Below are 20965 nucleotides of genomic sequence, written 5' to 3' on the forward strand. Positions count from 1 at the left end.
AAACTCACTATTCATCCACAACCAGTAACATTAGGTAAAGATGCAAGATCTGAGTCCACCAGTAACTTTTGGCAAAGGTGGAAGATGTGAGATACTCATGATTTTTCAGTATTTATACTTAATTTTATTTCTCTTACCACCTGTTCAATAACTCCAGGCCAATCATGAGGATGGGACTGACGGAAGAGTTTCATCGTAGGATACCAGGGACTATCTTCTCTATCTACTAACCAGCGCCAATCATGATTAAAGCTTAAAAGAGTCCATACAGGTTTACCTAAAGCCCCAGCCAGATGAGCTACAGAAGTATCTACACTAATTACTAAATCTAAATAACCAAGGGCGATCGCTGTATCTGCGTAATCTCCCAGATAGTTACTTAAATCAGTTAAATTAATTTCTGAAGGTAATTCAGCGATTTGCGATGATTTAGGGCCTTTTTGTAAACTATAAAATTCTAACTCTGGTAGGTACAATAGGGGGAGCAAATCGTTTAAATTACAAGAACGATGTCGATCATTAGTATGAGTTGGACTACCTGCCCAAACAATGCCTATTTTCAGCTTATTTGTTTTATTTATCAACTTATCTAGTTTAAGACTAAGTTGTTTGTTATTCAACCCTGCCCCTAAATAGGGTATGTTAGCTGGTATAGACTCTAGAGTTGTACCCATAGAATAGGGTAAACTCATCAAAGGGGAATACACAGCAAAAGTATTAGGAATCTCTCCTGGAGTATAAATCTGTTCAATCTCCGGTATAGTTTCTAAAAGGCGCACCAAATTTTCTGGACAACAGAGAATTATTGATTTAAATTTAGACGCTATCAAAGGTATATAACGAATAAATTGAATTGTATCTCCTGCTCCCTGTTCTGTATGTACTAATATAGTTTCATCTGGTCTATCTTCTCCCTGCCATTGGGGTTGAGGACATTGAAACGGCGTAAAATCTGCCCGTTGCCAGCGCCATTCATGTTTTTCCCAACCTTTTTTAAAGTCTCCTAATTGTAATAAAGTCATGGCTAAATTAAAGTGGGCATCGGGAAATTGATAGCGCCTTTCTATAGCTTGATGATAGTAGTTAATTGCTGTTGATAGTTGGTTGCGACGATTGTAGATATTGCCTAAATTATTATAAGCTTCTGCGTAGTTTGGTTCTAATTTAATTACTTGTAACAAGATTGTTTCAGCAGCATGATGAGCTTCTTGTTCTAAATAGGTCACTCCTAAATTATACAGAGCGTGTACATGTTCTGGATGCAAAAACAAGCAATGTTTATAGTGTTTTTCTGCGGCTATGAAATCACCCTTATTAAAGGCTTGATTACCAAGTATAAAAACTTCATCTGGTTTAATCTTAGTTTGGGCTTTACTTACTAAAGCTGCTTTTTGTCCTTCAAAAATGCTTTTGAGAGTTGGTAAATATTGATTATCTGCCTTATTTGGTTTAAAATTAGCTTCTATATACTTCTCATTACTAACTACTGTTTCTTTTTCTACATTGACAACATAAAAGCAGGTTTTTAAAGCTTCTAAATAAACATAGTTTTCGTAGTTTCTCTTGGTTAATTTAAAAACTTCTTGATGAGGAAAGCCTGCTATAAAATCGTGAGCTGCTTTGCGGACACAGGTATTTAGTAATAAACTTTCATCGATTTCTGTTAAATTATCACTATTTTGTTGATTCTCAATCGTAAATTTAGTTTTAACTACAGCAGGATAATTACCTCTTAAAACCATCAAAGATTTGGTGTTTTCTGGTAAAGGTTGATTGAGAGTATTGATACAAGTTAGTATATGGGCAGGTAAAAATAAATTACCAGCTTCACAGTAAAAAATAGCTTGGCCATTAGCAGCATTAAATCCCGTATTTTTAGTCACATTGAAGCCAAGAGTTTGATAATGGCGCAAATATCGGTAATAGGATTTACCCTCAATCAAAGGTTTAATTATATTTTCTGTTTCATCTCCAATAGTATCATCAACAATGATGACTTCGTAGCTAAAACTATCGGCTTGCTTATGATGTTTTTGAAAATAGTTAATACTCGCTTCTATACTGTCTAGGGTAGGTTTAATTGGTAATTCTGTCTGGTTGGGGATATATTTGATGGGAATAACTACAGCAAAAGAAGTCAGCTTATTTGCTTCTACTTCTTTTTGTTTCGCTGCTTCCATATCAACAGGAGAAATTTGTGCAACTTCTGCTAAAGCTTCATCAGGAATTATATAGGAAGAGCTTAATAACTCTTGTTCGTCATTAATAATATCAGGAAAACGTTGTTCTGGTAAAACTTGTACTGCAAATATCTCTTCTACTCCTGTGGTAAAGCGTAAAAAAGCGATAATATTTCCTGTAGTAATATTTATCACCCATACTCCACAAATACGTTCTGTTAGTCTCTGAGTGATGGGAATACCGCTAAAAACTGCACTTTCTCTTACCTTAGATAAACCAATGAAAGCTATATCTCCATAAAAGTCAATACCTCTGGTAAAACCTGGTAATTGTGCTATTGCATTTAGCTTACCTGTTTGCATATCTACTTGAGCTATGCTACCATCTCCTGATTCTAAAACCCACAATTTGTCTTGATACCAACGGGGTGAATGAGGCATGGATAAGCCTTGGCAGATAAACTCATTATTGGTAATATCCATAAGTATCCCCCCCCTAGCTTTGTTTTCTCGCCAACCCTGGGGAGTATCAGTAGTTCCTAAGGCTGTGATATATTTGGGTTGATTGTCTCTAATGGCTAAACCGTTGAGATGACATCTATCATTGGTGTCGTAAGCAGTCACAAAGGGTGGACGCCATTGGGGTACAAAGCTATACTCTTGATCTAAAGTACATAAACAGGAAAATTTGGTATTAATAAACCATAGTTGTTCATCTGTATAACTCATTTCGTGTATATCAATATCCCCAGTTAAATGAATCTTCCTTGGTAGGTAACAGGCGTCATGTTTTCCCTGGGGTGGTAATTTTGGTGCTACTGCTGGAACATTGCGTAAATCCCAAATTTGATAACTACTACCAATCGCTATTCTGCTGTTGCCTACAGCCATACCCATTGGTTTACTGAAGTTACGAAAGTGGGTGTTAATCACACCGTTATCATTACGGAGAATGATTACTTTTCCTGCTTGATAAGTAGACACTACTATAGATATGCCTAATTGTTCGAGAATTTGAGCGAAAGTATTAGTATGAACACTCTGTAAATCTGAAACCATAAATAAAGCCTATTTGGATAACAACAAATTTTTGATAAGATGAAAGAAGGGCGATCGCATTTCACTTAGTTTGATTTCTCAAAATAACTGTATAATGATATATTTAATGATACACAAAGTGAACTTTAAATTTCCTTTTATTCTGACTCACTCAACATGCAGCCAAAATTTAGAGACCAAACAACCTGGAAAAAAGCAGAATTATTAATGCAGCCTATTCTAATTAGGGTTATTGATAATTTACGTAAAGCAGTAGATAATTCTCAATGGCAGGGAAAATATCAAGAAATTGAGACTCCACTACCTGGCTATCAGCTTATTTTGACTAAAGATCATTCTACTGTCAAGGTTGATATCTGGCAACTATGTTTTAAAATATGTTTTAGCAATTATCAATTGGATACAGGTTTGGATACAGGTAATGAATTTGTAGAAATCGATGCTAACTTGATTGAAGATACTGGGGAGATTAGTTGGGATAATTTAGAAGCCAAAACCAAAGGTATGATTAATAACATTTTTAGTAATTTATCTTAACAGGTATCAATATAACCTTTTTCAGTTCCAGAAAACATACATTTTAACATAAGATATAAGAAAGAAAAGGACACAGAAAATTTACCTCACTAGTATTGGGGATTTGGGAATTGTTCTAATAATCCCTGAAAAGGGTACATAAACGACAAAAAAACACGTAAGACTACTATGAGGGCAATTATTTTCTGCATCAAAGTCAAAAAACCCTCTGCTTAAAAAATTAAATCTGCTAGTAAACTTTCTGTGTTTAATGATATAATTCAGGTTAATTCAAAATTATTGAGCAATTATTAAATTTAGATTTAAAACCAAATGCAACAACAAATTGGAATCCAAAAACAGATTAAAACTAAGATGCAAGGTATATGGCGTCAAAGACGCATGAAAGACTTTATTAGACTTATGCCTATCAAAAATGGGAGTAAAATTATAGATTTAGGCGGGTTACCAGAAATATGGGAAACCATTGATTTAAATTTAGATGTAACTCTTTTAAATCTCTCCAAGGGTTATGGTTTTATAGCAATGAGCGTTGTAGTGTTAACAATATTTATATTTACAGATCCCCCCAACCCCCCTTAACAAAGGGGGGCTTTTCATGATAACTGTAAACATCTATTTGCTCATTGCTATAATTCATCAAACCCTCAAAAAAATTGGAAACAAAAGTTTACCTTTGTCCAAGGTGATGCTTGTGATGCCTCTCAATTTGCTGATAATAGTTTTGATATTGTATTTAGTAACAGTGTTATTGAACATGTTGGTGATGAAGAAAAACGAGCAGCTTTCGCTAAGAATGCTAGACGTTTAGCCCCGAACTATTGGGTTCAAACCCCTTGTAAATGGTTTCCCCTTGAATCTCATAGTGATGTCTTTTTTTGGTGGTTTTATCCTGAACCTCTTAAACAAGCAGTGATTAATTACTGGAAAAAAAGACCAAGACCAGAAAGGTTTAAAGCTAATTTTATGCTATATACTACAGTAATAGAGTTATCTGAGCTACAATTATTATTTCCTGAAGCTAAAGTCTATCGAGAATATGTTTACGGTTTTATTAAGTCTTATTGTATGTATCGCAACTGCGAAGTTGATCAAGAAATTAAGTAAATAAAGTTTAGGGTGCGTTAAGGAAATGTAACGCACAAAAACTATTTTGGCAACAAAATATTTGAGAAAGTTATAAAAGTACAAAAAACGGTATTTGACAGATAAAAGTTGTGAACCCACTATTAGCCTAACTATTCCTTGTTCCCGGTCAGGCGTGGGCGTTCAGGCTTCGCAAAGAAGCGCTCTTGTCTCACCGTTCCTAAATCTGTTAACCTTTCAAGAGCAGAGGAAAAACGCGCTTATAGCATTTATTATGAACTTCAAGCTCATAAAACTTTATTTTTTTTTATGATTTACTTCAACTTTAATTGAATTGAACAAAATAAAATAGCAACATAGTTAAGAATAAACAAAATACTTAAAATTATCCAAAATTATGTTGTTGATTTACTCATTAATAGCTTTATTACCTATTGCTACGGTATTCTTATTACTGATTATCGCTCAAAGACCAGCAGGTCAAGCAATGCCCATCGCCTATATAGTGACAGTGGCGATCGCTCTTTTAGTTTGGCGTGTTCCTTTTCTACAAGTAGCGGCCTCTAGTGTACAAGGATTAGTAGCGGCGGCAGAAATACTACTTATTGTTTTTGGTGCGATTTTGCTGCTCAATACTTTACAGGAATCTGGGGCAATTACGGCCATTCGTCAAAGCTTATTGGGAATTTCAGGCGATCGCCGCATCCAAGTGATTATTATTGCTTGGTTATTTGGTAGTTTTATTGAGGGGGCATCAGGATTTGGGACCCCTGCTGTAATTACTGTACCCCTGTTAGTGGCTGTAGGGTTTCCAGCTATGGCCGCGGTAATAGCAGCACTAATTATCCAAAGTACACCATCTGCCTACGGCGCGGTAGGAACTCCGATTATCATTGGAATAGATGGAGGTTTAGCTGGAGTACCTGCTGTAGAAGAAAAAATAAGCGATTTAGGTATCACCCAAGCTGAATATTTATTTAATATTGGACAACAGACAGCGATTTTTCACAGTATTATCGGTACTTTTATCCCGTTAATTTTAGTGGTAGTAATTACCACAGGTTTTGGTAGGGGTCGTTCAGCAATTACAGAAATCAAAGAAATTTGGAAATTTGCTCTATTTTCCGGTTTAGCCTTTACGATACCCTATCTATGTACAGCTTTAATTTTAGGACCAGAATTTCCTAGTTTAATTGGGGGTTTAATTGGACTAGCAATAGTTGTGCCAGCAACAAGTCGCGGATTTCTTGTACCGAAACAAACCTGGGATTTTCCTCCTAGTGACCAATGGCCAGATATTTGGTCAGGAGGAGTAGCAAATATCTCTAACCAACCTCCAGGTAAAATGATGTCTGCTTTCAAGGCTTGGCTTCCTTATATTCTACTAGGTTCACTATTGATGTTAAGTCGGTTGAAATTTTTGCCGATTCGTGGCTGGTTAGAATCATTGGTGATTAGTTGGGCAGATATTTTTGGTACTGAAGTAACGGCGACCAGTAAACCCCTATATCTTCCCTCAACAGTGTTTATTGTTGTGGTAATTATTACCTTTTTTATACATCAGATGAAGGTTAGCAGTCTGCAAAGAGCAATTGGCCAAGCTATACCAACATTACAACAAACCGCTTTAGCATTGGGGGCTGCGGTATTGATGGCTAGAGTATTTATTAACTCGGGAGTCAATAATTCTGGACTATCTAGTATGCCTCTAACTTTAGCAGATGGTATGGTAGCTATAACTGGTCAAACTTGGCCCTTTTTTGCTCCTTTCGTGGGGATGATTGGTTCTTTTGTGGCAGGAAGCGTAACCGTTAGCAATTTGATGTTTTCGCTATTTCAGTTTGGAGTAGCTATTCAAATCCAAGTATCAACAGTGATTATTGTGGCCTTGCAATGTGTTGGCGCCTCGGCTGGCAATATGATTTGTGTCTCTAATATTGTAGCTGCTGAAGCAACAGTTGGTCTCATCGGGAGAGAAGGGCTACTGATTCGTAAACTTTTGTTTCCTACGATCTACTATCTTGTTTTTGCCGGATTATTAGGAATTTTAGCTGTATTTTTGTTTTCTTGAGGATTTTCAGATAGCCTGAGAAGAAGACTCCAAACTTTTTGAGTAGTATAGGTTATGCTAGTACTAATATAGGAGTTAGCAAGAGAAGTAACTGCCAATGAAAAGATTATTATTAATCGCCTTGTTTGTAGTCGGGATATGTCTAGCACTGTCCCAGTTTTCAGGACTAGCAACAGAAGGTGAGTACAACTCTATTGTACTAGATTTTCGCGAAGATTTAGCAAAAGTAGATATTAGAGAAGAAATCAACGCGATCTCCTCTAAATACGACCGAGATCTAAGCTTAAACAGTGTATTTAGCGTAGATGATCATATTTACGTTATCGAAGGAGAAGAAAAACTCCTCAAGGAATTGCGCCATTCACCCTTGAAAAAATTCACAGAATACATCGAACCCAACTATGTTTATAGTGCCTTAATGGCGCCCAATGACCCAGATTACAGTAAACAGTGGAATTTGAGAAGCATAAACGTAGAAAAAGCCTGGGATGAAACCAAAGGCGCTGGTGTAACTGTAGCAGTGATTGATACTGGAGTCAGCCAAGTACCAGATTTTAAACAGACCAAATTTGTACCAGGTTATGACTTTGTTAACGATCGCACCGATGCCGCTGACGATGTAGGACATGGTACACATGTAGCTGGTACCATCGCTCAATCAACCAATAATAACTATGGGGTAGCTGGTGTTGCCTACGAAGCCAAAATTATGCCCATCAAAGTTCTCGGTGCAAGTGGTGGTGGAACAATCGCTGATATTGCCGAAGGAATTCGTTTTGCCGCAGATAATGGCGCTAATGTGATCAACATGAGTTTAGGTGGCGGCGGTAGCAGCCAATTAATGGAAGAAGCCATAGACTATGCCTACGAAAAAGGAGTAGTAATTATTGCCGCGGCTGGTAACTCCAACGAAAATGCCTCATCTTATCCCGCGCGGTATCCCAAAGTAATCAGCGTTTCTGCCTTAGATGGAGGCGGTAACAAAGCTGAATACTCTAACTATGGTGCTGGTGTAGATATTTCTGCTCCTGGAGGCGGTGCTGGTAGTAAAGTTATCCAAAACACCATCGATCCTCGTACTGGTCAAGCAATATTTGCAGGTTTCCAAGGCACTAGTATGGCGGCACCCCACGTAGCTGGTGTAGCAGCAATGATTAAAGCTGTAGGAGTAGAAGAACCCGCAGAGGTGTTATCAGTTTTAAAAGAATCCGCTCTAAAAATAGAAGAAGACCCCCTCAATCACTATGGCGCAGGTCAATTAGACGCAGGTAACGCAGTTTCTATAGCCATGCGTGGAAAAGTTAGTTTCCGTGACTTTTTCCGTTGGTTAAGAGATAATGGTTATCTCAATCCTCGTTTCTGGATTGATGGAGGTGCCGTGGCTTTACTACCAAAATTAGCCATGGTTTTGGGTTCCTATTTACTCGCCTTGTTATTACGCTACTACTTCCCCTTCGGTTGGAGTTGGTCATTGACTAATGGTCTAATTATGGGAAGTTCCGGTCTATTTATCTTCAAAGGCTTCTATATCTTTGATTTACCCCAGTGGCCTTTCAGACTTATGGGTAGTTCCATCGCTGAACTAGGTAACGCAGTACAGGGGACTACGAGTTTGAATCCTATCTTTGCCAGTGTGTTAATACCCTTTTTACTGATTGCTTTACTATCAGGAAATAAAACTGGTAAATGGTTTGCCGTCGGTACTAGTATCGGGATGGCTTCCTGTTTAGCAGTAAATGCTGTAGTTTCTCCACAAGTCTGGGGTTTAGGGTCTATTTCTCCCTATTTCTTGATAGCTAATGCCCTATTATGTTTCGGCTTAGCTTATCTTGCGAGTAAAGATGAGGAACAAATAGCATGAGTATCCAAGTAAAGGGCACAGTTACTCACAAAGATATCGGTGTGGGTACTTGGGCTTTAGTTAGCGATGCAGGGGAGACCTATGAGTTAACTAATCCTCCCTCTGAATTACTCAATTCTGGTACTAAATGTAGTGTAGAAGGGGTAATTAGAGATGATGTGATGAGTATGGCCATGATTGGTCCTATTTTGGAGGTTAAGTCTTTTACTCTCATTGATTAGTTATTGTTAGTTACATCTGGATAACATGAACGACCTATCTAAATAGATAGGTCGTTTTTAATATCAAATCCGGTTTTCGCGCGTATCTTTATGTTTTTATCCCTACATCCTACTTAGTAAGGTTGTAGATAGACCTTAGTCAATGTTATATTATTTGTTATAACCAGTTAGTCAAAAAACCGATGATCACGTTAAAAGTTACTACGGTAGGGAACTCTGCGGGGGTGATTTTTCCGAAAGAGTTAATGGAAAAGCTTCGCATCAGTAAAGGAGATACTCTCTACGTTTTGGAAACGCCCAATGGCTTTGAGCTTACTCCCTATGACCCCGAATTTGTCAAGCAAATGGAAGTCGCCGAAGAAGTGATGCGTGAAGACCGCAATATTTTGAGAAAGTTAGCGACCTAGGTATGTGAAGGAGCTAATTTGGATAGCAGATGAGGTTGTTCTGGCCATTCATCGCCGTCAACTGGCGGAGCATGGAGGATTAGAAGGAATTCGAGACAAGGGGTTGTTACAAAGCGCACTCTACCGACCTAAAAACTTTCTGGCTTATTCTCAATCGCCTCCTGATGTTGCTTTTTTGGCAGCAGCTTACGCTTATGGGATTGTCAAGAATCACCCTTTTGTGGATGGAAATAAGAGAACAGCTTATGTGGTGATGCGGACTTTTCTCAAACTCAACGGCTATGATATTCAGGCGTCTAATGAAGAAAAATATCAAATTTGGATTGCGCTCGCGGCAAGCAAGCTTTCAGAAGAAGAGTTAGCCTTTTGGATTCGGGAGCATTTTTTCCGGTACTTCCACAAAGGTGTTTGACAATATCTGAAGAAAAAATCCTTTTAGCTAGTAGGTTGGGTTGAGGTCACGAAACCCAACAATCTAACTTATCTCCAACTATTATCTGTTGGGTTGTACGACCTTTAGCTCAGATCTTGCATCTTTACCCAAAGTTATTTGTGGTGGTTAAGTAATGAGTAAGGAGTAATGAGTTTTGAAGTAATGAGTTAAAGAATTAATGCTCAACGCTTAAAAATTGGTATACCTTTGCAAGATCTTAGCTAGTAGGTTGGGTTGAGGTCACGAAACCCAACAATCTAACTTATCTCCAACTATTATCTGTTGGGTTGTACGACCTTTAGGGAATTTCTTGAGAAGGAGAGGACAAATTGCTCAAAAGAGTGATAATGTCAAAATCAGCCCCTTTAGCACCAGAAGGGCGCAAGCCTTGCGCCCCTACTATATAAAGGTTTAAAAATGTGCAACAAGAGAGGTTACCTGTCCGTAGCGTTATACATTCCCGTATTCTAAATGCTTGGTGTTTTTCTAGAGAAGATTCTTGTCATCCGAATACCCGTAACTAGTAAACCAAGTAGTCCTACACCTACAAGCAACACGTATATAGGTCTAAAGATTGGACCTAAATAAGAACCTTGGTGAAGAGTCATTAATATTGATGCTAGTTCCCTTGATATACCAAACCAGGTGTTACCTAAACGATAGGCTATTCCTGTAGCCGCACTTATTAGTAGAGGCAGAAAAGCTATCAAAGCTAGAATGCGATGTACCCAGCGTTGATCCTTTCGAGGTTGATTTTTAGCAACTTTACGTTTGATCATAGTTAAACCAGTAACAATCAATCCTAGTAAACCTAAGCCTACTAGCAACACATAAAAAGGAACTAACCCTCGACCGAGATATCGACCCTCATGAATAGTCATAAAGAAACTAGCAACGCCATCATTAATGCCGAACCAACTTCTCCCAAGACGATAAGCAATTCCTGTTAAAGCAGTTAAAAATAGAGGAAGAAACAAAATGGGAGCAATTTTACGATGTAACTTGCGGAAATTAATCATGTTCATGTTCTTACACCATAGTTTTTCTTAGATTTCTACCCATTGCCGGAGTAAATTGGCGTGGGTTTTAGATAGTAAATCAAACTCAACGGTTTTACCGTATTTCTCAAAAATAGAACGTCTCACCGTATCGAGATCGAATAAAATTTCGCGATGATGAGTCTCTCGTACCAGACTTTGAACCCAGGTAACTGCGGCTAATCGCTCCCCCTCTGTTACCTCCTCAACACGATGAAGAAAAGTAGAGGGATAGACAACCATGGAACCTGCGGATAACTTAAAAGTCTGTTCCCCTAAACCCGTATCAATTACTAATTCACCGCCTTGATAGCTGTCTGGATCGCTCAAAAATATAGTTAAAGAGATATCTGAACGATTGAGATTCTCTTTATTGTTTCCCATAACAGCGTTGTCAGCGTGCCAACCATAAGCCATACCCACGCTATAGCGACTCAAAATTGGTGGACGAATTACTTTAGGACGAGCGATCGCCTGAAAAAGAGTATTATTCTGGAGTGCTTGTTTGATGATTACTCTTATAGATTGAGTTGTATTGCTGCCATTTTTGAGTTGATCATTATTTTTGACTTGTTTAGCAAAAGTTCCAGCCGTGAGTTTGCCATCGATAAACTCACCATTTTCGAGTAGTTGGTAAATTTTATCAAGATTTTCAGGACTTATAACCTGATCAATACATGTAATCATAGGGATAAAATAAGTGTAGAGTTAAACAAACAGATCTTGCACCTTTTCCAAAAGTTGATGCTCAAGAATAGCATCAAGCGCGAGGTTTTCTCGCCATATTTTAGTAAAAGATATAGCACTACTTGATACGGGAACACCGGAACAGGGAATAGTTAGCTCAGATCTTCTACCTTTAGCAAAAGCTACTGGTGGTGGTTGAGTTTTGAAGTTTTGAAGTTTTGAAGTCTTGAAGTCTTGAAGTAAGGAGTAATGAGTTAAAGAATTAATGCGATCGCCCTTAAAAATTGGTTGACCAAAAAGGCGTATTCAGTATTTTTGTTCTCCTGATGCAATCTTCGGCGAAAGAGAAATGAACTTTTGACCACAATAATTTGGTACATAAGTACTGGTGGAAGATGTGAGGTTAGGCTAGTATTGGGTTCACCACTTGAAAATGTCAAACACCGTTTTTTATACTGCTATATAAGTGTGAGAGAATGCTTGAGACTAGCCGCCTTCTTCACCACCTTCATCCATAGGCGTAGTTTCGGTACCGCCTTCTTCACCACCTTCATCCATAGGCGTAGGTTCGGTACCCCCTTCTTCACCACCTTCATCCATAGGCGTAGTTTCGGTACCGCCTTCTTCACCACCTTCATCCATAGGCGTAGTTTCGGTACCCCCTTCTTCACCACCTTCATCCATAGGCGTAGGTTCGGTACCCCCTTCTTCACCACCTTCATCCATAGGCGTAGGTTCGGTACCGCCTTCTTCACCACCTTCATAGGTAGTACCACCATCACAGGCAACTAGAGTAGTTGCCAGGCTAAGACTTAGAAATAATGCAACAGCTTTAGACTTCATAATTAGATTATTTACTATTAGTTATTACAGTCCCAATAATAAATACCAAAAAGTAAAGAACTAGGAAAGAAGAATCAAAAATATTCAATCCAAAGGTAAGATAACTGTAAAACAGCTTCCAGAACCGATCTGACTCTGCACAGTAATATCGCCACCGTGGGCTTGAGCAACAGCTTTAACAATACTCAGCCCCAATCCAGTGCCTCCTGTATGGTAACTACGAGCTTTGTCAGCTCGCCAAAAGCGATCAAAGATATGGGATAATTGATCAGGAGCAATACCGATACCAGTATCTTCAACATTTATGAGAGCTTGTGAACCTAAGCGCTGAAGAGAAACAGTGATAGTACCTCCACTAGGAGTGTATTGTAGAGCATTAGTTAATAAATTAGCAAATAAGCGTTCTAGTTGAACTGCATCGCCCTTTACTTCTAGATTAGGGGTGAATTGGTATTTAAGAGCAATTTGGGCTTCCTCAGCGCGATCGCCATACAAGTATACTAATTCTTCTAACAGTTCATCTAAAGCAATATCTCTCCAAACTAGCTCTTTGAGAACCTTTCGATCCATCCGCGTCAACAACAATAAATCGTCTACTAATTGACTCATTTGCTCAGAAGAACTGGCGATCGCTTGTAATTTTTCAGTATCAGAGGGATGAATACGTTCAGGATGGCTTTGCATTACTGCAATTGAAGCCCGAATAGCTGTTAGGGGGTTTCGTAACTCGTGAGCAGCATCAGTGGTGAATTGCTTGAGTTGTTCAAAGCTTCCCAAAACAGGCTTTAAAGACTCACGGGTTAACCAGAAGCCACCGAAGGTTACTAAACCAGATACTATGATTACACCTAAAAAAAGTCTTCTTTGCAATTGACGTAATTCTAAATCTAAATTAGTCGTTGATTCAGCAACCCGCACATAGCCAACTAAAAAAGGTTTTTGCCGAGACGAAACCTTGTAAACAGGTAAAATAAAAATCCTGATAACCCCCTCTTGCTTCCACATCCCTTCTGAGTCTATCTTTTCTGGTAATCTTGCGGAAGAGAAAACACTTCCTTGCTTTACCAAGAGTTGACGATTGTTATTAAACCATTCAACTCCTTGATTTTCCAGAGTGAGGGGATTTGCTACTAAATCAAAGACCGAATCGTTTTCATATTTCCCTAAAAGTTGAAACAGAGTCAGGGATATTGGTCTGCCGTTTTCTTGAAGGGGCACATAATCTGAATATTTTTCTTCCGTGAGCAATTCGTGATATTCGTGTTGAATCAGATCTAAACTTGTTGCAGATGTATTAGCTAATTGACGTAAGTGGGTATTAAATTGATGGTGACGATCTCGCGCTACTATTAAATAAACTGTTACTGAAAAGGTTCCCAGAATCATACTAGTTACGAGCAAGTAACATAGCATCAGTTTATTACGTATTTTGATTAAGTGCTGATTATAAACTCGGGTTGAGTCGATATCCCAAACCATAAATGTTTTCAATAAAGTTAGAAGGGGCTCCCGCCGTTTTAAGCTTTTGCCGCAGACTTCTTAAATGTACTTTAACGGTTTCTTCACCAGGCACATCTTCAAAAGCCCAAACTTTCTCTAAAATAACACGACGGCTTAATATCCAACTGCCATTGCGCATAAATAATTCTAAGATACCATATTCTTTTGGAGTCAAAAGGATAGGAGTATCATTATAAGCTACTTGACATTGATTTAAATCAAGAGTAAGTTTTTCCCATTCTAAAATTGAAGAATGAGAAACTGTGTTACGCCTTAACAAAGCTCGAATACGGGCTAGTAATTCCGGTAAATCAAAAGGCTTGACCACATAATCATCAGCCCCCACATCTAGCCCTAAAACCTTATCATTACTTGTATCTCTTGCTGTTAATATCAATATTGGTGTACTGATTCCCTGTTGTCGAAGTTGACGACAAACATCGATTCCATTAAGCTTAGGTAACATCAAATCCAAAATAATTAAATCAAAATTACCCGTGAGAGCAAAGTTTAATCCTAATTGGCCATCTCCCGCTACTTCTACTGTATAATACATATCAGTTAAGGCTTCTGCGATCGCTTTAGTAATCCGAAGATCATCTTCAACTAATAAAATTTTCATCTTATGATAATTTTGGTAATTTTTCTGAAGATTGTCAAAAAAAGTTTTTTTCTAGATTAATTAATCTACAGCTACCATCACCTCTGTTGATTTTACTAAAGCATAAGCTTCTTTACCTTCAGCTAATCCTAATTCTTCTGCTGAAGATTTAGTAATAACTGATACTATTTCTACTCCCGAGGCAATTTCTAAAGTCACCTCAGCAGTCACTGCACCCATGACTATTTTTTTTACTGTTCCTTTAAAACTATTTCTAGTGCTGATTTTCATTTTTTACTTCTCAATTAAAATTGAAATAATTTTAACATAAAAAACAAGATAATTTATTTTTTTATTTAATATTTAACAATTATTTGTCAAATAATTGTTAAATATTATTATCTTTTTTATTAATAATAAATATAGCTTCACGCCTTAATATTAGGACATTTTTCTGTTTCCTGATTTGGTGTCTCCTTTCACTCAAGTCTATGTGTAAAACACCATTTTTTGTACTGCTATACATTCGCGCATTCGCGCATTCTTAATTATAGTCTAGAGAAGAGAGAAGAGAGCAACTTAAAGATTTTTTTATCTTTACCTACCATCCACAACACCACACAGGGTAGGTGTGCAGGTGGGGAAGTTGAGTCGATACATCTAAAGATAAGTGACTTGATTGGCTATCGCTTTCCATGAGTTTGGGTTAGTATTTTGCTTATAGTATTTATGTTATCGTAGATTACGTAGAGATTGCAAAGTTAAGCTCAAAAAAGAAATTGCTTCTGATTCCTTCTAAATCATAAATGCACTATCATAAATAAAAAGCGATCGCCCTTAAATTTATATGACTCTTAATGATTTAAACCCCGGAGAAGTTGCCCTTGTCAACACCATAGAAACAGACAAAGGAGTAATCGAAGCAGGCTTGAAAACTCGTATAGAAGCCATGGGATTTACTGCTAATAAGCCTGTGTGTGTAATTCGTTCAGCGGCTTGGGGAGGTCCTCTGCAAGTACGGGTAGGAAGTACTACAGAAATTGCGATTCGCCGCCGCGAAGCCCAACTAATTAAAGTTGTAGCCCTAGGCAAAAGGTAAAAGTTAGGATAAGAGTAGGGTTCACAATTTTACATAAGTTTACATAAGGATAACTAGGGAGTAATTCTACATGACTCATTGCCATTCACCCAGTGTAATTACTAACCACCGGGATGTAAAAAAACGGATAGCGCTGATTGGACAACCAAACACTGGTAAATCTACTTTTTTTAATCATATCACCAAAGCTAACGCAGGAGTAGCCAATTGGCCGGGATTAACAGTAGATTTAGCTACAGCAGTAGTGAAGTTGGGGGAAGAAAAAGTAGAGTTTGTAGATTTACCAGGTATCTATGACCTCAATGGTTTTAGCGATGATGAAAAAGTAGTAAAAAAATTTTTAGAAAACTATGCTATTAATCTTGTTTTAGTAATTGTCAACGCTTCTCAAATAGATAGACAAATCAAAATGCCATTGCAGATTAAAGCTTTAGGATTACCCGCCATTTTACTCCTAAATATGGCTGATGAAGCTAGACGTTATGGTGTTAAATTTGACGCCACAGAATTAAGTAAACGCCTAGAAATGCCTGTTTATCCAATTAGTGCGAAACAGGGTACAGGTTGCGCTAGGGCTAGAATAGAAATTACCAAGTCTCTAGATAAGCATGTAGAAGCATATCAAATAGAAGACGTATCGACTAGTTTAGCTAATACCCCCATAGAAGAGAGAGATATAGAAACAATCTTAGCTAATGCCGTCAAGATGCCTTCGATTAAATCGGTAACTTTTACTAATCGTATTGATGCTATTCTCTTACACCCAATTTGGGGTCTACCCCTATTTTTTCTCTCGATGTTCCTGATTTTTTGGGTAATTTGGAGTATTGGTATTCCTTCGGCAGACCCAGTAGATGCTATAACTGGATGGTTACAAAGTACTATAGTAGAACCAATAGTATCTTTTTTACCACTCTTATTACAAGATTTATTGATTAATGGGATTTGGGCAGGATTTGCCGCCTTGGTTTCTTTTTTACCTTTGGTGGCTATATTTTTTGTAATGATGTCCATATTAGAAGATAGTGGCTATCTGTCTCGCGCCGCCTACCTCATGGATGGATTAATGGGAAAATTGGGGTTAGATGGTCGGGGTTTTGTTTTACAAATGATGGGATTTGGCTGTAATGTGCCAGCAATCATGGGTACTAGAGTGATGCGGAGTCGGGCAGTACGTTTGCTGACAATGTTAATAATTCCCTTTTCTCTATGTTCAGCACGTTTACAGGTATTTGTGTTTATTTTAGCAGCAGTTTTACCCAAAACTCAAGGAGCGATCGCTCTATTTCTGCTATATGTGATTAGTTTTGCCACAGCTTTGGTGATAGCAGCTATTTTTAGTCGTAACAAATTTTTTCAGGGAGGAGAACCTTTTATTTTAGAATTACCTCCTTATCGTTTTCCCACCCTCAAACAAGTTTTCCTGAGAGTTTGGGGAGAAATGAAACAGTTTGTCAGCCGACTATTAATGTTTATGGTGATTGGGACAACTTCGATTTGGTTTTTAACTACTTTTCCCCTTGGTAGTGAAGGCTTAGATACTTTTGCTGGTAAAATTGGTCAAATTTTTGCTCCTCTCATGCAGCCTTTGGGGATTAACCCTCTACTTAGTGTTTCTCTCATCTTTGGCTTTGTGGCGAAGGAAGTGCAAATCGCTGCTTTAACAGTAATTTATGGTTTGAGTGAAGATGCCTTAGGGGTAAAACTCAGTGAATCTTTAACTTTTGCCCAAGGATTTAGTTACTGTTTATTTAGTTTACTATATATCCCCTGTTTAACTACTCTAGCGACGATTTGGGGTGAATCTCGTTCCCTACGCTTTACTGTTATTTCTGTAGTTATTCCCCTATTTGTGGCTTGGATGATTAGTCTTATTTTCTATCAAGGTTATCAATTTATTAGTTAAGTTACCAACTTGCCTTTTAGGTGTCAGGTAGCAACCAGTCGGAGACAACAAGTTAGATTGTTGGGTTTCGTTACCTCAACCCAACCTACAATTGAACCAAAAAAAAGGGGGACAAAACATCGCCCCCTTGTATAAAATTATTTATTTAATAAACTACTGATTTTTAAAAGAATTTAACCATTCACGTAGTTGTTCACCAGCAACTTCTCTGCCACCTAAACCAAAGGCAAGGGCAATTGCCACAGCTACTCCGCCTAGAAGTAAACCAAAAGCTAGGTTAACAATAGAAGCAGCTATGCCTAATTCTTGTAAAGCCATGGTCACAGTTAGCACAAGTATAGCAACTCTGGCGCTTTGTGCTAAAACTCTGCTTTGACGAATACCAGAACTAATAATGAAGTTAAAAGCAAGATTAGATATATAAAGACCAATCGCTAAGATTATTAAAGCTAGTAATATTTGACCTGCTAAGAAAAGAATAATCCCCACTACAGTCTTTAATGCTTCTATACCTAAGATGTCTACTGCCGTTAAACTAGCAATTAGCATAATTGCCACACCGACAATAATACCAACTAATTCTGATGGAGTCCGTTGACGTAGACGTGCTGCTTTTCCAGGTTGAGAATCTTGAACTGTTCCTGTAGCTCCTACTACAGTAGTATCAGACCTTACTTCGGGGTCAGGAGTAGAAGCCGTTCTGGTGAGTCTAGAGATTCCTAACCATTGAAAGATATTATTAAAACCAATCTCAGTTAAGATGTCTGTAATAAAATCGCCTACGAACTTAGCTACTACATAAGCCAAGATGAGAACAACAGAGGCGGCAAAAATCTTGGGAATTATAGTCAAGACATCTTGCAGCATTTGTGTCCCCGGCTGAGATATAGACTCGATATCTAGGGTGTTTAAAGCCTCAATTGCTGTGGGGATTAAAATAATCACATAGACGACTGTACCAATAATCCAAGATAAACTACGACCTCCTGGGGTTGTAGATAAACCAAAATTAGCGCCAATACGGTTAATTCCACTAGCTGCTAACAGCTTAGTTACTATTTTGCGCACAATTTGAGCAATAAACCAACCTGCCGCAGCAATTAGAAACGCACCAAAGATTTTTGGTACAACTCCCAAAATATTGTTGAGGAGTTCTTGTACTGGTCCTAGAGTTCCTTCTAATTTTAGAGTACTCAAAATTGCTGGTAAAAACAGCAGGAAGATAAACCAGTAAACAGCATCACCAATAGTGTTGCTGATATTTAACTGATTTGACTGGGTAGTTTCTGTAGTAGTTGTAGCTGTTTGGGCTCTACCTTCTACTTCATCATCTTGGAATTGTTCCCCAATACGTTCATCTAAACGCATTGCTCTTAAACCATTGCTCACAATCAGTTTTGCTATAGTTGCTAATAACCAAGCTAATGCTAGTAGCAAAGCAGCACCAGCAATTTGGGGAACAAAACGAGCAATTTGGTCTAATAAGCTATTGAGAGGAGTAGATACTGCCTCTAATTCTAGAGAATTTAATACCGCAATCACGGCAAAAAGCATCACAATCCAGAAAGCAATATTTCCTATCCATTCTTCTATAGGAAAATTTCTGGCCTCTTGTCCACCCCCAGTTACCCAGGAAGCTATCTTGTTATCAACGTTTGTCTTTTTTAGTAAGCCGGTAACTATACTTTTCACAATAAGCGCGACTATCCAGCCAATTACCAGAATTACTACGGCTTTGATAATGTTTAAGATATCTTGACCTATTCCTTGATTGAAAAAGTCATTTGTCTGGTTCCAATCAAATTGAGCTAAAAATAAGCTACTGTATATATTTGGGTTCATTGATCAACAGTTTTCCTCTTCTAGTTAATCTTTAATCTGAATGATAATAGTTTTACAAAATTTTTACTAGTGATTGTTTTAGTTTTTAAATACTTACACTCAGCTATAGCATAGTTTTTAATTTATTGCATAAATCTATAGATGGATTTATAAGTCATGCTTTTTGGTTTCCCTATCATAAAGACTAATACAACAAGTTAAATAGAGGAATTGTTAATATTTATTAAATTAACTATTCATTTATTTCTAGAATAATTAATAAACTTATGTCTCGTATACTTACACAATCAATCGAAATTAACTGCGATCTCAACAGGGTAGATTACTGTATAACAGATCAAGTAATGATGCACCGTTGGTTAAATCCCATGTTAGTATGTAAACCAGTGGGAGCATGGAGTACTCAATTAGGAAGTCGTAGTCGTTTTATTATCAAAATTCCAGGCTGGCAACCAACTCTAGAAAGTAAGGTGGTAGCTAGAGAAACAGGTTTGATTGTTTGGGAATTTGACGGTTTTTTCCAAGGATGCGATCGCTGGGAATGTCAACCAACCCAAACTGGCACTAATCTCATCAATCGCTTTGAATTTAATATTCCTAATCCTCTGGTGAGTTTTGGTTTTGATGTTTTTGCCGCTAACTTGACGAAACAAGATATGCAGGCACAATTGCAAAGACTAAAAGCGATCGCAGAAAGTAGCGATTGATGGTAAAATAGAATTAAAGGGATAGATTAACTTCTATCCCTTTTTAAAATGAAGCTCTTTCAATTAAATGTAAAGTGATAACTGATTAATCCTCAACCTGTGCTAGTGACTACAAACCTAATTTATCGCTATCCCCCTCTAATTCCAGGTATTTTACTCAGACGCTATAAACGCTTTTTGGCAGAAATTGAGTTAGAATCCCAGGAAATAATTGTTGCCCATTGTCCCAATACAGGTAAAATGACGGGAGTATGCAAACCAGGTAGTTTAGTACAAGTTTCTCCCAGTAATAACCCTAAAAGAAAATTAGCTTACACTTGGGAAATGATCCAAGTTCATGATACTAAGCCAACTTGGGTGGGAGTTAATACTAATTTACCCAATCGTGTAGTTAAATTAGCACTAGAAAAGCATCTTTTTCCTCAACTGGGTAAATATCAACAAATTTACTCAGAAGTAAAAATTGGACAACAAAAACATAGTCGTATAGACTTTATGCTAACAGGGGGAGCAAGACCTATTTATATAGAAGTAAAAAGTGCTACCCTTTCCCAAGGTACAAAGGCTCTATTTCCTGATACAGTAAGTACCAGAGGTCAAAAACATATAGAAGAGTTGACTAGTTTGTTACCGGAGGCGAAGGCGGTAATGCTTTATTTTATTAATCGTGGTGATTGTACTAGTTTTAGTTCTGGCGATCGCCAAGATCCTGTTTATGGTCAATTACTCCGCAAAGCTTATCAACAAGGTTTAATTATTTTACCTTGTCGTTTTGCTATTCATCCAGAAGGTATAAGCTATTTAGGTATTGCTGATTTTGGCTTTGAATCTCTGTCAACATCCCACCACGATCATCGGAGTACCGATTATAGTGGGGGCTTGCAAAAG

Annotated in this window: 20 protein-coding genes and 1 pseudogene; 13 read left to right on the forward strand and 8 right to left on the reverse strand. The window is 37.8% G+C overall.

The window, feature by feature from the left end; translation table 11 throughout:
• Positions 1–95: 95 nt before the first annotated feature.
• Positions 96–3239: a TIGR03032 family protein gene (locus MW688_RS08580; RefSeq protein WP_486735546.1), complete on the reverse strand. Its 3144-nt coding sequence runs from the start codon at positions 3237–3239 to the stop codon at positions 96–98.
• 156 nt (positions 3240–3395) lie between these two features.
• Here MW688_RS08580 and MW688_RS08585 point away from each other — a divergent pair, with 156 nt between their 5' ends.
• The 9 genes and pseudogenes from MW688_RS08585 (at position 3396) to MW688_RS08625 (ending at position 9834) form a co-directional block, all read left to right on the forward strand.
• Entirely contained in the window at positions 3396–3776 is a 381-nt protein-coding gene (locus MW688_RS08585) for a hypothetical protein (protein WP_486735547.1), read from the forward strand.
• A gap of 312 nt (positions 3777–4088) precedes the next feature.
• Positions 4089–4358, forward strand: coding sequence for a hypothetical protein (locus MW688_RS08590; RefSeq protein ID WP_486735548.1), 270 nt, complete (start codon positions 4089–4091; stop codon positions 4356–4358).
• Between the two features lie 84 nt (positions 4359–4442).
• Positions 4443–4583: pseudogene (locus tag MW688_RS08595) on the forward strand (class I SAM-dependent methyltransferase); the annotation flags it as partial.
• A gap of 105 nt (positions 4584–4688) precedes the next feature.
• The gene (locus MW688_RS08600; RefSeq protein WP_486735549.1) at positions 4689–4883 is read left to right on the forward strand and encodes a hypothetical protein; all 195 of its coding nucleotides are present in this window, start codon (positions 4689–4691) and stop codon (positions 4881–4883) included.
• Between the two features lie 376 nt (positions 4884–5259).
• A complete protein-coding gene (locus tag MW688_RS08605; protein ID WP_486735550.1) occupies positions 5260–6933 on the forward strand; it encodes an L-lactate permease in 1674 nt (557 codons plus the stop codon).
• Between the two features lie 97 nt (positions 6934–7030).
• A complete protein-coding gene (locus MW688_RS08610; RefSeq protein WP_486735552.1) occupies positions 7031–8794 on the forward strand; it encodes a S8 family peptidase in 1764 nt (587 codons plus the stop codon).
• The gene (locus MW688_RS08615; protein ID WP_486735553.1) at positions 8791–9015 is read left to right on the forward strand and encodes a hypothetical protein; all 225 of its coding nucleotides are present in this window, start codon (positions 8791–8793) and stop codon (positions 9013–9015) included. Before MW688_RS08610 ends, MW688_RS08615 begins: the two co-directional genes overlap by 4 nt.
• 182 nt (positions 9016–9197) lie before the next feature.
• Entirely contained in the window at positions 9198–9422 is a 225-nt protein-coding gene (locus MW688_RS08620) for an AbrB/MazE/SpoVT family DNA-binding domain-containing protein (protein WP_486735554.1), read from the forward strand.
• Between the two features lie 4 nt (positions 9423–9426).
• A complete protein-coding gene (locus MW688_RS08625) occupies positions 9427–9834 on the forward strand; it encodes a type II toxin-antitoxin system death-on-curing family toxin (protein ID WP_486735555.1) in 408 nt (135 codons plus the stop codon).
• A 488-nt stretch (positions 9835–10322) separates the two neighbouring features.
• On the opposite strand, the gene MW688_RS08630 is transcribed toward MW688_RS08625, so the two are convergent.
• The 6 genes from MW688_RS08630 to MW688_RS08655 all read right to left on the reverse strand — a co-directional run bounded on the left by MW688_RS08630 (position 10323) and on the right by MW688_RS08655 (position 14814).
• Positions 10323–10880 carry a PepSY domain-containing protein gene (locus MW688_RS08630; RefSeq protein WP_486735557.1) on the reverse strand — a complete coding sequence of 186 codons (558 nt, stop codon included), beginning with the start codon at positions 10878–10880 and terminating at the stop codon, positions 10323–10325.
• Positions 10881–10901: 21 nt separating this feature from the next.
• Entirely contained in the window at positions 10902–11579 is a 678-nt protein-coding gene (locus MW688_RS08635) for a Fe2+-dependent dioxygenase (protein WP_486735558.1), read from the reverse strand.
• A 486-nt stretch (positions 11580–12065) separates the two neighbouring features.
• Entirely contained in the window at positions 12066–12422 is a 357-nt protein-coding gene (locus tag MW688_RS08640) for a hypothetical protein (RefSeq protein WP_486735559.1), read from the reverse strand.
• Between the two features lie 84 nt (positions 12423–12506).
• Positions 12507–13835 (reverse strand): sensor histidine kinase, encoded by a 1329-nt coding sequence (locus MW688_RS08645; RefSeq protein ID WP_486735560.1) that lies wholly within the window; start codon positions 13833–13835, stop codon positions 12507–12509.
• A gap of 31 nt (positions 13836–13866) precedes the next feature.
• Positions 13867–14544 carry a response regulator transcription factor gene (locus tag MW688_RS08650; RefSeq protein WP_486735561.1) on the reverse strand — a complete coding sequence of 226 codons (678 nt, stop codon included), beginning with the start codon at positions 14542–14544 and terminating at the stop codon, positions 13867–13869.
• A gap of 60 nt (positions 14545–14604) precedes the next feature.
• On the reverse strand, positions 14605–14814 hold the full coding sequence (locus MW688_RS08655; protein WP_486735562.1) for a TOBE domain-containing protein: 210 nt from the start codon (positions 14812–14814) through the stop codon (positions 14605–14607).
• A 556-nt stretch (positions 14815–15370) separates the two neighbouring features.
• Between MW688_RS08655 and MW688_RS08660 the strand changes: the two genes are divergently transcribed.
• Positions 15371–15622, forward strand: coding sequence for a FeoA family protein (locus MW688_RS08660; protein WP_486735563.1), 252 nt, complete (start codon positions 15371–15373; stop codon positions 15620–15622).
• Positions 15623–15692: 70 nt separating this feature from the next.
• Entirely contained in the window at positions 15693–17528 is a 1836-nt protein-coding gene (feoB, locus tag MW688_RS08665) for a ferrous iron transport protein B (RefSeq protein WP_486735564.1), read from the forward strand.
• Positions 17529–17681: 153 nt separating this feature from the next.
• On the opposite strand, the gene MW688_RS08670 is transcribed toward feoB, so the two are convergent.
• A complete protein-coding gene (locus MW688_RS08670) occupies positions 17682–19370 on the reverse strand; it encodes a mechanosensitive ion channel (RefSeq protein WP_486735565.1) in 1689 nt (562 codons plus the stop codon).
• A gap of 266 nt (positions 19371–19636) precedes the next feature.
• Here MW688_RS08670 and MW688_RS08675 point away from each other — a divergent pair, with 266 nt between their 5' ends.
• Positions 19637–20077 (forward strand): SRPBCC family protein, encoded by a 441-nt coding sequence (locus tag MW688_RS08675; protein WP_486735566.1) that lies wholly within the window; start codon positions 19637–19639, stop codon positions 20075–20077.
• Positions 20078–20182: 105 nt separating this feature from the next.
• A partial coding sequence (sfsA, locus tag MW688_RS08680) for a DNA/RNA nuclease SfsA (RefSeq protein ID WP_486735567.1) occupies positions 20183–20965 on the forward strand: 783 nt, incomplete at its 3' end.

Source organism: Johannesbaptistia floridana (assembly GCF_057440575.1).